This is a genomic window from Streptomyces sp. NPDC101160, from assembly GCF_044768205.1.
Classification (GTDB): Bacteria; Actinomycetota; Actinomycetes; order Streptomycetales; family Streptomycetaceae; genus Streptomyces.
Genome location: NZ_JBIWPJ010000013.1, coordinates 66,039 through 80,132 on the forward strand (window position 1 = coordinate 66,039; position 14,094 = coordinate 80,132).

The window sequence follows — 14,094 nt, forward strand, 5'->3', positions numbered from 1 at the left end:
AGAAGGGGGCCCGAGGTGGCCGCGCAGGAAGCCGTCGACACGGTCAGAGACCGTGAGATCGGTGTCGAACAGGAACATCTGGATCAGGTCTACCGCCGCCTCGAGGAGAAGATCCACGAGGCCGAGTTCCTGATGACCGACGCCGCCAAGCGCGGCCAGGTCGGCACGCCCGGCGCCCTCGCCGAACGCGACGCCCAGGTCTTCCGGGCCGGCATCCACCTCAACCGGCTGAACAACGAGTTCGAGGACTTCCTCTTCGGCAGGATCGACCTGCTCTACGGCAAGGACGGCCAGAAGGGCCCCGACGGCGCCTACACCTCCGTCGAGCCCGCCGACGACGCCGTACGCCCCGACAGCACCGCGGACATCGGCGAGACCCTGCACATCGGCCGCCTCGGCGTCCTCGACTCCGACTACGCCCCGCTCGTCATCGACTGGCGCGCCCCCGCCGCCGCCCCCTTCTACCGCTCGACGCCCGTGGACCCGGGCCGGGTCGTGCGGCGCCGGGTCATCCGCTCCAAGGGCCGCAGGGTGCTCGGCGTCGAGGACGACCTGATGCGCCCCGAACTGAAGGCCACGCTCGACGGGCGCGAGCTGCCGGTCATCGGCGACGGCGCCCTCATGGCCGCGCTCGGCCGGGCCCGCAGCCACACCATGCGGGACATCGTCTCCAGCATCCAGGCCGAGCAGGACCTGGTCATCCGGGCGCCCGCCGCCTCCGTGACGTACGTCGAGGGCGGGCCGGGCACCGGCAAGACCGCCGTCGCCCTGCACCGCGCCGCCTACCTGCTCTACCAGGACCGGCGCCGCTACGCGGGCGGCATCCTGATCGTCTCGCCGACCCCGCTGCTCGTCTCGTACACCGAGGGCGTGCTGCCCTCCCTCGGCGAGGAGGGCCAGGTCGCCATCCGGGCGCTCGGCTCGCTGGTCGACGGCGTCGAGGCCGACGCGTATGACGAGCCGGCCGTCGCCCGGATCAAGGGCTCGTCGCGGATGCTCGCCGTGCTGCGCAAGGCCGCCCGCGGCGCCCTGGAGACGCCCGCGCCCAGAACGCAGACGCAGACGCAGATGCAGACGCAGACGCAGACGCAGACGCAGCTCGCGATCGGGGAAGCGGGCGAGGACGGCGACGAGGACGAGACCCCCCAGGCACCGGCCGGCACGCCCACCCTGCTCCGCGTCGTCGCCTTCGGCCGCCGCCTGGAGCTGGATGCCGACGAGCTCAGGCGCATCCGGCACAACGTGCTCGGCGGCACCGCGCCCGTCAACCTGCTGCGTCCGCGCGCCCGCCGGCTGCTGCTCGACGCGCTGTACGCCAAGTCCGGCGCCGCCGGCCGGCACAGCGACCCCGAGCTCGCCGCCGAACTGCGCTCCTCCTTCGACGAGGACGTGTCCACCGAGGACTCCTTCCTCGGCTTCCTCGACGCCTGGTGGCCGGAACTCACCCCCCGCCTGGTGCTCGACGCCATGGCCGACGAGAGGCGCCTCGGCCGCTGGGCGCGCCGGGTGCTCAACCCGGGCGAGGTGCGCCGTCTCGCGCGCTCGCTGCGCCGCCCCGGCCTGTCGGTGCACGACGTGGCGCTCCTCGACGAACTGGCCACGCTCCTCGGCACGCCGGCCCGGCCGCGCAAGAAGCGCGAGTACGACCCGCTGGACCAGCTCACCGGTCTGGAGGAGCTGATGCCGGTACGGGAGGAGACGCAGCGCGAGCGGGCCGAACGGCTCGCGGCGGAGCGCACCGAGTACGCCCACGTCATCGTCGACGAGGCCCAAGACCTCACGCCCATGCAATGGCGCATGGTCGGCCGCCGCGGCCGGCACGCCACCTGGACGGTCGTCGGCGACCCGGCCCAGTCCTCCTGGTCCGACCCGGACGAGGCCGCCGCCTCGCGCGACGAGGCCCTCGGCACCCGGCCGCGCCGCCGCTTCGAGCTCACCGTGAACTACCGCAACCCGGCCGAGATCGCCGAGCTCGCCGCCAAGGTGCTCGCGCTCGCGATGCCCGGCAAGGAGGCGCCGAAGGCGGTGCGCTCCACGGGCGTCGAGCCCCGCTTCGTACCCGTGGCCGAGAAGGGCGAGCTGGCCGAAACCGTACGGTCGGAGGCGGAGCGGCTGCTCGGCGAGGTCGACGGCACGGTCGGCGTGGTCGTCGCCATGGACCGGCGCCGGGAGGCGGCCGGCTGGCTGGCCGGGCTCGGCGACCGGGTGGTGGCGCTCGGCTCGCTGGAGGCGAAGGGCCTGGAGTACGACGCCACGGTGGTCGTCTCGCCCGCGGAGATCGCGGACGAGTCGCCGGCCGGTCTGCGGGTGCTCTACGTGGCCCTCACCCGGTCGACGCAGGCGCTCACGGTGATCTCGGGCGACCGGGACCTGCCGGACGCGGACGGCGTGCCGGACCTCCTGCGGGACTGATTTCAAGTCAACCCCCGCCGGAGGAATCACGTTCGCGGGTGGTTTGTTAGCCTTGTCGTGACACCGGCTCGATCCAAGCCCCCGGGCCCAACCTTCGTCCCTCAGAGGGACCACTTGCCGCGAGGCGAGCATGGCGGGTCGGTGTCACTTGCTTGCAGAGGTCCTCGTCACCTTCGGGTGACGGGGACCTCTTCCGTTTCCCGGCTGCTCCTCCCGGTCGCTTCTCCGGGTCGCTTCACCCGATCGCTTCACCCGGTCGCTTCCCGGGCGGCCCTTCTGTTTCCGCACCGTCTCTCGTATGGTGGAAACTACTTTCCGAAAACGAAAAGACCGTATTACCTGCTACCGGCAGGTAGGTGCGACGATCGGAGGGCGCCGCCGGGCAACCAGCCGGTCGGCGTAGCAACGAAGCTAGGGAAAGAGGAATACGGCCATGGCAACGGCGCCCAGCGTCTCGTACTCGATGACGGTCCGGCTGGAGGTTCCCGCCAGCGGAACCGCGGTCTCCCAGCTCACCACGGCGGTCGAGTCCCACGGCGGTTCCGTCACCGGTCTCGACGTCACCGCGTCCGGCCATGAGAAGCTGCGCATCGACGTCACCATCGCCGCGACCTCCACGGCCCACGCCGAGGAGATCGTCGAGCAGCTGCGCGGGATCGAGGGCGTCACCCTCGGCAAGGTCTCGGACCGTACGTTCCTGATGCACCTCGGCGGCAAGATCGAGATGGCGTCCAAGCACCCCATCCGCAACCGAGACGACCTCTCCATGATCTACACCCCGGGTGTGGCCCGGGTGTGCATGGCGATCGCCGAGAACCCCGAGGACGCCCGCCGCCTCACCATCAAGCGCAACTCCGTCGCAGTCGTGACGGACGGCTCCGCCGTCCTCGGCCTCGGCAACATCGGCCCCAAGGCCGCCCTGCCCGTCATGGAGGGCAAGGCGGCCCTCTTCAAGCGCTTCGCCGGCATCGACGCCTGGCCGCTCTGCCTGGACACCCAGGACACCGACGCCATCGTCGAGATCGTCAAGGCCATCGCCCCCGGCTTCGCGGGCATCAACCTGGAGGACATCTCCGCGCCCCGCTGCTTCGAGATCGAGGCCCGGCTGCGCGAGGCCCTCGACATCCCGGTCTTCCACGACGACCAGCACGGCACCGCGATCGTCGTGCTCGCCGCGCTGACCAACGCGCTGCGCGTGGTCGGCAAGGGCATCGGGGACGTACGGGTCGTCATGTCCGGTGCCGGCGCCGCCGGTACGGCCATCCTCAAGCTGCTCATCGCGGCCGGCGTGAAGCACGCCGTCGTCGCCGACATCCACGGCGTCGTGCACGCGGGCCGCGAGGACCTGGTGGACGCCGCGGCCGGCACGCCGCTGCGCTGGATCGCCGACAACACCAACCCGGAGGGCGTCACCGGCACCCTCAAGGAGGCCGTCGTCGGCGCCGACGTCTTCATCGGCGTCTCGGCCCCGAACGTGCTCGGCGGCGAGGACGTGGCCGCGATGGCCGAGGGCGCGATCGTGTTCGCGCTCGCGAACCCGGACCCCGAGGTCGACCCGGCGATCGCCCGCCAGACGGCCGCCGTCGTCGCCACCGGCCGCTCCGACTTCCCGAACCAGATCAACAACGTGCTGGTCTTCCCGGGTGTCTTCCGCGGTCTGCTCGACGCCCAGTCCCGCACGGTGAACACCGACATGATGCTGGCCGCGGCCACCGCCCTCGCCGACGTCGTCACCGAGGACGAGCTGAACCCGAACTACATCATCCCGTCGGTCTTCAACGACAAGGTCGCCGGCGCCGTCGCCGGCGCGGTGCGCAACGCGGCCAAGGCGGCGGGCGCCGGCGCGAACAACGGCGTCAACGGCGTCTGAGGCTCCCCGGGGTGCGGTGGCGGCGTGGTGCCCGTGCGGGTGCCGCCGAGCGTGTCGCGAGTCGCCGCACCCCAAACCCGCCTTTAGGGTGGTAGTTCGGCTCCGCACCGTTCGCGCGGAGTCGACGCAACGTCACCAGTGCGGGCCACTGGCGCTTTTCGTGTGACCCCGGAGGGTGCCGGATTGGCGTTCCCGCCGCTGGTGGGGGCAGGATGCGGTCTGGGCGCGAGGGTCCGGCACCAGACCCGGGTCCGGGGAGTGTCCGAGGGCCCTGGCAGCATCGGCTTCGCAGTGCCCATCATGCGGCCCCGCCGCGTGGCCCGCCTCACAGGCAACCCGCCTCACAGGCAAGAAGAAACACGGGAGTAAAGAAATGAACCGCAGTGAGCTGGTGGCCGCCCTGGCCGACCGCGCCGAGGTGACCCGCAAGGACGCCGACGCCGTGCTGGCCGCCTTCGCCGAGATCGCCGGCGAGATCGTCGCCAAGGGCGACGAGAAGGTCACCATCCCCGGCTTCCTGACCTTCGAGCGCACCCACCGTGCCGCTCGCACCGCGCGCAACCCGCAGACCGGCGACCCGATCAACATCCCGGCCGGCTACAGCGTGAAGGTCTCCGCGGGCTCCAAGCTCAAGGAAGCCGCCAAGGGCAAGTAAGGCCTGTAGGCAGCGCGCCGAGGCCGTAGAGGCGGCCTGAGGCAAGCAGAAGGGCGGCCACCCTGTCAGGGGGTGGCCGCCCTTTCGTTCGTCCGTCTGCGGGGCCCTGGAGCCTGTCCGCCTGGTCGAACCCTGGACGAGCCCTGGACGAGCCCTGGACGAGCCCTGGACGAGCGTTAGACGAGCGCTGGACGAGCGTCAGACGAGCGCGCTGCCCGGCAGCTCGACCTTGGCGCCCAGCTCGACGAGCTTCTCCATGAAGTTCTCGTAGCCGCGGTTGATCAGGTCGATGCCGTGCACCCGGCTGGTGCCCTGCGCGGCGAGGGCCGCGATCAGGTACGAGAAGCCGCCGCGCAGGTCCGGGATGACCAGGTCGGCGCCCTGCAGCTTGGTCGGGCCGCTGACGACCGCCGAGTGCAGGAAGTTGCGCTGGCCGAAACGGCAGGCCGAGCCGCCCAGGCACTCCCGGTACAGCTGGATGTGGGCACCCATCTGGTTCAGCGCCGAGGTGAAGCCGAGCCGCGACTCGTACACCGTCTCGTGCACGATCGACAGGCCGGACGCCTGGGTCAGGGCCACCACCAGCGGCTGCTGCCAGTCGGTCTGGAAGCCGGGGTGCACGTCGGTCTCCAGGGCGATCGCGTTGAGCGAGCCGCCCGGGTGCCAGAAGCGGATGCCCTCGTCGTCGATCTCGAAGGCGCCGCCGACCTTCCGGTACGTGTTGAGGAAGGTCATCATCGAGCGCTGCTGCGCGCCGCGGACGTAGATGTCACCCTCGGTCGCGAGCGCCGCCGACGCCCAGGAGGCCGCCTCCAGGCGGTCGGAGAGGGCGTGGTGGTTGTAGCCGCCGAGCTTGTCGACACCGGTGATCCGGATGGTCCGGTCGGTGTCGATGGCGATGATCGCGCCCATCTTCTGCAGCACGCAGATGAGGTCCTCGATCTCCGGCTCCACGGCCGCGTTCGACAGCTCGGTGACGCCCTCGGCGAGGACGGCGGTGAGCAGTACCTGCTCGGTGGCGCCGACGGAGGGGTACGGGAGGGCGATCTTGGTGCCGCGCAGCCGCTGCGGGGCCTCCAGGTACTGCCCGTCCGCGCGCTTCTCGATCGTCGCGCCGAACTTGCGCAGCACGTCGAAGTGGAAGTCGATCGGCCGGCCGCCGATGTCGCAGCCGCCCAGGCCCGGGATGAAGGCGTGGCCGAGGCGGTGCAGCAGCGGGCCGCAGAAGAGGATCGGGATCCGGGAGGAGCCGGCGTGGGCGTCGATGTCGGCCACGTTGGCGGACTCGACGTGCGTCGGGTCCATGATCAGCTCGCCCGGCTCCTCGCCGGGGCGGACCGTCACGCCGTGCAGCTGGAGCAGCCCGCGGACCACCCGGACGTCACGGATGTCGGGCACATTGCGCAGTCGGCTCGGCTCGCTGCCGAGCAGGGCGGCGACCATCGCCTTGGGCACGAGGTTCTTCGCGCCGCGAACGCGGATCTCGCCCTCCAGCGGGGTTCCGCCGTGGACAAGCAGGACATCGTCTGTGCCGGTCATGGATCTCGCGTTCCGGGTCGTCGGTCGGGTGGCCAGAGAAAAGGGTAAGGGGCGATCAGACCCCGATTGTGTGGCCGAGGGGGCCCCGCGAACGTAATGAATGAGGCACAACACCCTCCGTCTCCGTGGTCTTGCGGAGCGTCACCGTCCACTTGCCTCCGTTCCGCTTCCCGGAGCCGGGCCGGACCGGGACGGCGCACGCCTACCCCGGACCCGGCCGGACAACCCCCGCGATCGCCGAAGATGCGGGATCATGTGTCGCATGACCGAGGTGTCCTCGCTCACAGGCCGGCTGCTCGTCGCGACACCCGCCCTGGCGGATCCCAACTTCGACCGCACGGTGGTCCTGCTGCTCGACCACGACGACGAGGGCTCCCTCGGCGTGGTCCTCAACCGCCCGACGCCCGTCACGGTCGGCGACATCCTCGCACCCTGGGCCGCGCTGGCCGGCGAGCCCGGCGTCGTCTTCCAGGGCGGCCCCGTCTCGCTCGACGCCGCCCTCGGCATCGCCGTCATCCCCGGCGACGAGGGCCCGCTCGGCTGGCGCCGGGTGCACGGCGCGATCGGCCTGGTCGACCTGGAGGCCCCGCCCGAGCTGCTCGGCCCGGCCATCGGCGCCCTGCGCATCTTCGCCGGATACGCGGGCTGGGGCCCCGGCCAGCTGGAGACCGAGCTCCGCGACGGCGCCTGGTACGTGGTCGAGTCCGAGCCCGGCGACGTCTCCGCACCCCGCCCGGACACCCTCTGGCGCCAGGTCCTGCGCCGCCAGCGGGGCGAGCTCGCGATGGTCGCCACGTACCCGGACGACCCGTCGCTCAACTGAGGCCCCGCGCTTTCAGTACCCTTGGCCCCATGAGCACTCTCGAGCCCGAGCGCGGGGCAGGTACGGGAACCCTCGTCGAGCCGACGCCGCAGGTTTCCAGTGGTGACGGCGACCACGAGCGCTACGCCCACTACGTCCAGAAGGACAAGATCATGGCGAGTGCCCTCGACGGCACTCCCGTGGTGGCACTGTGCGGCAAGGTCTGGGTACCGGGGCGCGACCCGAAGAAGTACCCGGTGTGCCCGATGTGCAAGGAGATCTACGAGTCCATGGGCTCCGGCGGGGACAAGGACAAGGGCGGCCAGGGCGACAAGTAGTCCGGCGTCAGCCGTCCGGGCCGCCTCGCCGCGGTCCGGGGGCGGCCCTCGTCCGGCGTGCTTCGGCACACGGAGTGGGGGCCGTTTGGCTTCAGGTGGTCCAGACCTCTTGTGGGTGATCGTGGTCCGCCCCTAGCCTCACCCGTGTGGCTTCCGAACCGGACCTGATCCCCGCGCCCGTACGCGTCGAGGGCCCGTACCGCTGCGGCTTCGTCCTCGACCGGCGGACCACGCTCGACGCCGCGCCCGGGACCGGGACCACCGAACGCTGGCTGCGCACGGTGCTCGGCGCCGCCTTCGCGCTGCCGCTGCGCGACGCGGCCGGCGAGACGGCGACGAACAGCATCAGGCTGCGCCTCGACGACGGCCTCGCCCCCGAGGCGTACCGGCTCGACGTCCTGGCCCACCAGGTCGTCGAGATCACCGGCGGCGGCCCGGCCGGGGTCTTCTGGGGCGCCCAGACGCTCCGTCAACTCCTCGGCCCGGACGCCTTCCGCAAGGCGCCCGTCAGGAAGCGGCCCGTCGCCGCCCTGGTGGCGCAGACGATCGAGGACGAACCCCGCTTCGCCTGGCGCGGCCTCCTCCTCGACGTCGCCCGCCACTTCATGCCCAAGGACGACGTCCTCCGGCAGCTCGACCTGATGGCCGCGCACAAGCTCAACGTCCTGCACCTGCACCTCACCGACGACCAGGGCTGGCGCATCGAGATCAAGCGCCACCCGCGGCTCACCGAGGTCGGGTCGTGGCGGGCACGGAGCAAGTGGGGGCACCGGGCCTCGCCCTTGTGGGACGACACGCCGCACGGCGGCTACTACACGCAGGACGACATCCGCGAGATCGTCGCCTACGCCGCCGACCGGCATATCTCGGTCGTGCCCGAGATCGACCTGCCGGGACACGCGCAGGCCGCCATCGCCGCGTACCCGGAACTGGGCAACACCGACGTCATCGACACCACCGCCCTCTCCGTCTGGGACACCTGGGGCGTCAATCCGAACGTACTCGCCCCCACTGACAACGTGCTCCGCTTCTTCGAGGGTGTCTTCGAGGAGGTGCTCGACCTCTTCCCGGCGGAGATCTCGCCCTTCGTCCATGTCGGCGGCGACGAGTGTCCCAAGGACCAGTGGCGCGCCTCCCCGGCCGCCCAGGCCCGCATCGAGGAGCTCGGCGTCGGCGACGAGGAGGGCCTGCAGTCCTGGTTCATCCGCCACTTCGACCGCTGGCTCGCGGACCGCGGCCGCCGGCTCGTCGGCTGGGACGAGATCCTGGAGGGCGGCCTGGCGGAGGGTGCGACCGTGTCCTCCTGGCGCGGGTACGCGGGCGGGGTCACCGCCGCCGAGGCGGGCCACGACGTCGTCATGTGCCCCGAGCAGCACGTGTACCTGGACCACCGTCAGGCGCCGGGCGAGGACGAGCCGATGCCCATCGGATACGTACGGACCCTCGCCGACGTCTACCGCTTCGAGCCCGTGCCGCCCGGCCTCGCGCCCCAGGCCGCCGCCCACGTCATCGGCACCCAGGCCAACGTGTGGACCGAGGTGATGGAGAACCGGTCCCGCGTCGACTACCAGACCTATCCGCGGCTCGCCGCCTTCGCCGAGGTCGCCTGGTCCCGGCTGCCCGCGCCCGAGGCGCGCGACCTGGCCGGATTCGAGCGCCGGATGAACGCCCACTACCTGCGCCTGGACGCCCTCGGCGTCGACTACCGGCCGCCCGCCGGACCCCGCCCCTGGCAGCGCCGGCCCGGCGTCCCCGGCCGTCCGCTCGACGGGGCGCCCCCGAGCAGGTGAGGGAGCGCGGGAGCGCAAGAGGCGCGCGTGTGAGGTAGCTATCGCCCCGGGTTCACCCACACGCGGCAAAAGGGAAGTTACCGTCACTCACGGGAGTTCCCCTCGCGTCCCGGACGGAACCGTCCTTCGCGGACCCTCGCGACGTACGGCTCGGAAGATGTGCCAGAGTTTCCACGTCCGGGCGGTGAGCACGTACGGTACGCCCACACAGGCGTGACAGCCGGGACGGTCGGGGATCTCCGGGGACACCGGGAAGGGGCAGCGGGTTGACCACGCACGCACCACAGACGGCACCGCACACGGCGCGGTCCGTGACGCCTTCCGTGACGCTGCCCGCCTCGCTCGACGAGGCCGTGGCGGCGCTCACGGAGATGCCGGCCGCCGTTCCCGTGGCCGGCGGCACCGACCTCATGGCCGCCGTCAACCGCGGCCGGCTGCGCCCCGCCGGCCTGGTCGGCCTCGGCCGGATCAACGAGATCCGCGGCTGGCAGTACCAGGACGGCCACGCGCTGCTCGGCGCCGGCCTCACCCACGCCCGCATGGGCCGCCCCGACTTCGCGGCCCTCATCCCCGCCCTGGCCGCCGCCTCGCGCGTCGCCGGCCCGCCGCAGATCCGCAACGCCGGCACCCTCGGCGGCAACGTCGTCTCCGCCGCGCCCACCGGCGACTCGCTGCCCGTGCTCGCCGCCCTGGAGGCCGACCTCGTCGTCGTCGGCCCGCTCGGCAGCCGCGAGCTGCCCGTGAGCCACCTGCTCGCCGGGCGGGACATGCTGGCCCCCGGCGAGCTGGTCGCCTTCGTCCGGGTGCCGCTGCTGCACGCCCCGCAGGTCTTCCTCAAGGCCACCGGCCGCACCGGCCCGGCCCGGGCCACCGCCTCCGTCGCCGTCGTCCTCGACCCGGCGCGCCGCGGGGTGCGCTGCGCGGTGGGCGCGATCGCGCCGATGCCGCTGCGGCCGCTGGAGGCCGAGCAGTGGATCGCCTCCCTGATCGACTGGGACGGCGAGCGGGGCCTGGCCCCGGAGGCGCTGACCGCGTTCGGCGAGTACGTGGGCGCCGCCTGCGTTCCGGACCCGCAGGGCGACGAGCCGTTGCCCCCGGGCGTACTGCACCTGCGGCGCACGGTCGCCGCGCTGGCCCGACGGGCACTGGGGAGGGCGCTGTCGTGAGCGACGCACACGAGGACCGCACGGGGCAGGCGGGCGGCTGGGAGCCGATCCCGCAGAGCGAGGGGTACGACGGCGATGCCACGGCCTTCGTGCAGCTGCCGCCGGACTTCATGCTGGACGGCGTCCCGCTGGAGGCGCCCGGGCACGGGTACGTGCCGCCGCTGATCACCCCGCTGACCCCGCTGGCGCCGGAGGACAGGCCGGTGTGGCCGGGTCCGGCCGTGGACACCCCGACCGCCTCCTGGAGCATCCCGACGATCGAGGACGGCGCGGAGGCGCTGGAGGACTCGGGCGAGTACACGACCTCCCGGCTCGCGCAGTACACGGGCGACGCCCCGGCCACGCTGCCGGGGGGCGCGCCGGCGCCGTGGGCGGTGCAGGAGCCGGAGCCCGTGGCCGAGCCCGTACCCGTGGCCGAGCCTGCGTCGGAGCCCGTACCCGTACGCGAACCCGCACCCGTGCCCGTGCAGGAAGCCGTGGAGCCGGCGCCGGAGTTCGTACCGGAGTCGGAGCCGGTGGCGGCTCCGGAGCAGGTACCCGCACCCGCCGTCGTGGCGGAGGTCTTCGCTCCGGACAGCACCGTCGACAGCGACGAGCACCCGCACATCTCCTACGTGCTGCGCGTGAACGGCGCCGACCGCCCCGTCACCGAGTCGTGGATCGGCGAGTCGCTGCTCTATGTGCTGCGCGAGCGGCTGGGGCTCGCCGGGGCCAAGGACGGCTGCTCGCAGGGCGAGTGCGGCGCGTGCAACGTGCAGGTCGACGGCCGGCTCGTGGCCTCCTGCCTGGTGCCGGCGGCGACCGCGGCCGGGAGCGAGGTGCGGACGGTCGAGGGCCTGGCCGTGGACGGCGAGCCGTCCGACGTGCAGAAGGCGCTGGCCAAGTGCGGGGTGCAGTGCGGCTTCTGCATCCCCGGCATGGCCATGACCGTCCACGACCTGCTCGAGGGCAACCACGCCCCGACCGAGCTGGAGACCCGGCAGGCGCTGTGCGGCAACCTGTGCCGCTGCTCCGGCTACCGGGGCGTGCTCGACGCCGTGCGCGAGGTCGTCGCCGCGCGCGGGGCCGAGGCCGCCGAGGGCGAGGACCCGGAGGTGTCGCTGTTCGGCGACGACGCCGGCGCCCGTATCCCGCACCAGATCCCTCACCCGCACGACGGAGGCATCGCGTGACCAGCGACCCGACGACCACGGAAGCGGTGGATTCCGGCCTGGGCGCCGGGGTGGGTCCCGGCCCCGGTCCGGGCCTCGACGGTCCGGGTGTCGCCGGTCTGGGCATCGGCGTGTCGCTCCCGCAGGCCGACGCGCGCGCGAAGACCGAGGGCACCTACCCGTACGCCGCCGACCTGTGGGCCGAGGGCCTGCTGTGGGCCGCGATCCTGCGCTCCCCGCACCCGCACGCCCGGATCCTGTCGATCGACACCTCGGCCGCGGCGGAGATGCCCGGGGTACGGGCCGTGGTCACCCACGCCGACCTGCCCGGCGCCGCCACGTACGGCCGCCAGGTCGCCGACCGTCCGGTCTTCGCCGCCGACCTGGTCCGCCACCACGGCGAGGCCATCGCCGCCGTCGCCGCAGACCACCCCGACACGGCGCGGCTCGCGGCCGCCGCCATCGCGGTCGAGTACGAGGTCCTGGAGCCGGTCACCGACCCCGAGAAGGCGTTCGCCGCGCCGCCGCTGCACCCCGACGGCAACCTGATCCGGCACATCCCGCTCCGCTTCGGCGACCCCGACGCGACCGGCGAGGTCGTCGTGGAGGGCCTGTACCGGATCGGCCGGCAGGACACCGCCCCCGTCGGCGCCGAGGCCGCGCTCGCCGTGCCGCGCCCCGACGGCGGCGTCGAGCTCTACACCGCCTCGACCGACCCGCACACCGATCGCGACCTGGCCGCCGCCTGCTTCGGCCTGCCGCCCGAGCAGGTCAAGGTTGTCGTGACCGGCGTCCCCGGCGCCACCGGCGACCGCGAGGACCCGGGCTTCCAGATCCCGCTCGGCCTGCTCGCCCTCCGTACCGGCTGCCCGGTCAAGCTCACCGCCACCCGCGAGGAGTCCTTCCTCGGCCACGCCCACCGCCACCCCACCCTGCTGCGCTACCGCCACCACGCGGACGCCGAGGGGCGGTTGGTGAAGGTCGAGGCGCAGATCCTGCTCGACGCCGGCGCGTACGCGGACTCGTCGGCCGAGTCGCTCGCCGCCGCCGTCTCCTTCGCCTGCGGCCCGTACGTCGTCCCGCACGCCTTCGTCGAGGGCTGGGCGATGCGCACCAACAACCCGCCGTCCGGCCATGTGCGGGGCGAGGGCGCGATGCAGGTGTGCGCGGCGTACGAGGCGCAGATGGACAAGCTGGCGGCCCGGGTGGGCGTGGATCCGGCCGAGCTGCGGATGCGCAACGTCCTGGCGACCGGCGACATCCTGCCGACCGGCCAGACCGTGACCTGCCCGGCCCCGGTCGCCGAACTCCTCGCCGCCGTACGCGACTTCCCGCTCCCCGACCTCCCGATGGACTCCCCGGAGGAGGACTGGCTGCTGCCCGGCGGCCCGGACGGCGCGGGCGAACCCGGCGCGGTGCGGCGGGGTGTCGGCTACGCCATCGGCATGGTGCACATGCTGGGCGCCGAGGGCACCGACGAGGTCTCCACGGCCACCGTACGGGTCCTCGACGGCGTCGCCACCGTCATCTGCGCGGCCGTCGACACCGGCTCCGGCTTCTCCACCCTCGCGCGCCAGATCGTCCAGGAGACCCTCGGTGTCGAGGAGGTCCTCGTGGCCCCCGTCGACACCGACCAGCCCCCGGCCGGCCCCGCCACCCACGGCCGGCACACCTGGGTCTCGGGCGGCGCCGTCGAACGCGCCGCGAAGATGGTCCGCACGCAGCTTCTTCAGCCACTGGCCCACAAGTTCGGCATGTCGACCGAGCTGCTCCAGATCAACGACGGCAAGATCACCTCGTACGACGGCGTCCTGTCCACGACGGTCGCCGAGGCCATGGCCGGCAAGGAACTCTGGGCCACCGCCCAGTGCCGCCCCCACCCGACCGAGCCGCTCGACGAGTCCGGCCAGGGCGACGCCTTCGTCGGCCTCGCCTTCTGCGCGATCCGCGCCGTCGTGGACGTCGACGTGGAGCTCGGCGCGGTCCGCGTCGTCGAGATGGCCGTCGCCCAGGACGTCGGCCGCATCCTCAACCCCGCCCAGCTCGCCACCCGCATCGAGGCCGGCGTCACCCAGGGCGTCGGCGCCGCCCTCACCGAGAACCTCCGCACCTCCCGTGGCCTCGTCCGCCACCCCGACCTGACGGGCTACGCACTTCCGACGGCCCTGGACGCCCCCGACATCCGCATCGTGAAGCTGGTGGAGGAGCGCGACGTCGTGGCCCCCTTCGGGGCGAAGCCGGCGAGCGCCGTCCCGGTGGTGACCTCGCCGGCCGCGGTGGCGGCGGCGGTACGGGCGGCGACGGGACGGCCGGTGAACCGGCTGCCGATCAGGCCGCAGGCGGCGGTGGTGACCGGCTGAGGCGATGCCCG

The 14,094-nt window shown here is 73.0% G+C and carries 10 protein-coding genes; 9 read left to right on the top strand and 1 reads right to left on the bottom strand.

The window, feature by feature from the left end:
• Positions 1-15 precede the first annotated feature (15 nt).
• The 3 genes from ACIRSU_RS34135 (at position 16) to ACIRSU_RS34145 (ending at position 4,937) form a co-directional block, all read left to right on the top strand.
• Complete coding sequence (locus tag ACIRSU_RS34135; RefSeq protein ID WP_403800764.1) at positions 16-2,412, top strand: HelD family protein; 2,397 nt, start codon at positions 16-18, stop codon at positions 2,410-2,412.
• A gap of 433 nt (positions 2,413-2,845) precedes the next feature.
• Entirely contained in the window at positions 2,846-4,282 is a 1,437-nt protein-coding gene (locus tag ACIRSU_RS34140; protein WP_403800767.1) for an NAD-dependent malic enzyme, read from the top strand.
• A 373-nt stretch (positions 4,283-4,655) separates the two neighbouring features.
• The gene (locus ACIRSU_RS34145; protein ID WP_389218793.1) at positions 4,656-4,937 is read left to right on the top strand and encodes an HU family DNA-binding protein; all 282 of its coding nucleotides are present in this window, start codon (positions 4,656-4,658) and stop codon (positions 4,935-4,937) included.
• Between the two features lie 198 nt (positions 4,938-5,135).
• Here the strand turns inward: ACIRSU_RS34145 and murA are convergent, their stop codons facing one another.
• Positions 5,136-6,476 (bottom strand): UDP-N-acetylglucosamine 1-carboxyvinyltransferase, encoded by a 1,341-nt coding sequence (gene murA, locus ACIRSU_RS34150; protein WP_403800769.1) that lies wholly within the window; start codon positions 6,474-6,476, stop codon positions 5,136-5,138.
• A gap of 262 nt (positions 6,477-6,738) precedes the next feature.
• On the opposite strand from murA, the gene ACIRSU_RS34155 reads away from it, so the two are divergent.
• The 6 genes from ACIRSU_RS34155 (at position 6,739) to ACIRSU_RS34180 (ending at position 14,083) form a co-directional block, all read left to right on the top strand.
• On the top strand, positions 6,739-7,299 hold the full coding sequence (locus ACIRSU_RS34155; protein ID WP_403800772.1) for a YqgE/AlgH family protein: 561 nt from the start codon (positions 6,739-6,741) through the stop codon (positions 7,297-7,299).
• A gap of 29 nt (positions 7,300-7,328) precedes the next feature.
• On the top strand, positions 7,329-7,616 hold the full coding sequence (locus ACIRSU_RS34160; protein ID WP_403800774.1) for a DUF3039 domain-containing protein: 288 nt from the start codon (positions 7,329-7,331) through the stop codon (positions 7,614-7,616).
• 146 nt (positions 7,617-7,762) lie between these two features.
• The gene (locus ACIRSU_RS34165; RefSeq protein ID WP_403800777.1) at positions 7,763-9,406 is read left to right on the top strand and encodes a beta-N-acetylhexosaminidase; all 1,644 of its coding nucleotides are present in this window, start codon (positions 7,763-7,765) and stop codon (positions 9,404-9,406) included.
• A gap of 266 nt (positions 9,407-9,672) precedes the next feature.
• Positions 9,673-10,572, top strand: coding sequence for an FAD binding domain-containing protein (locus ACIRSU_RS34170; RefSeq protein ID WP_403800780.1), 900 nt, complete (start codon positions 9,673-9,675; stop codon positions 10,570-10,572).
• A complete protein-coding gene (locus tag ACIRSU_RS34175; protein ID WP_403800783.1) occupies positions 10,569-11,744 on the top strand; it encodes a 2Fe-2S iron-sulfur cluster-binding protein in 1,176 nt (391 codons plus the stop codon). The genes ACIRSU_RS34170 and ACIRSU_RS34175 overlap by 4 nt, the downstream gene beginning before the upstream one ends.
• A gap of 50 nt (positions 11,745-11,794) precedes the next feature.
• Positions 11,795-14,083, top strand: a complete 2,289-nt coding sequence (locus ACIRSU_RS34180; RefSeq protein ID WP_403801020.1) for a xanthine dehydrogenase family protein molybdopterin-binding subunit — start codon at positions 11,795-11,797, stop codon at positions 14,081-14,083.
• Positions 14,084-14,094 lie beyond the last annotated feature (11 nt).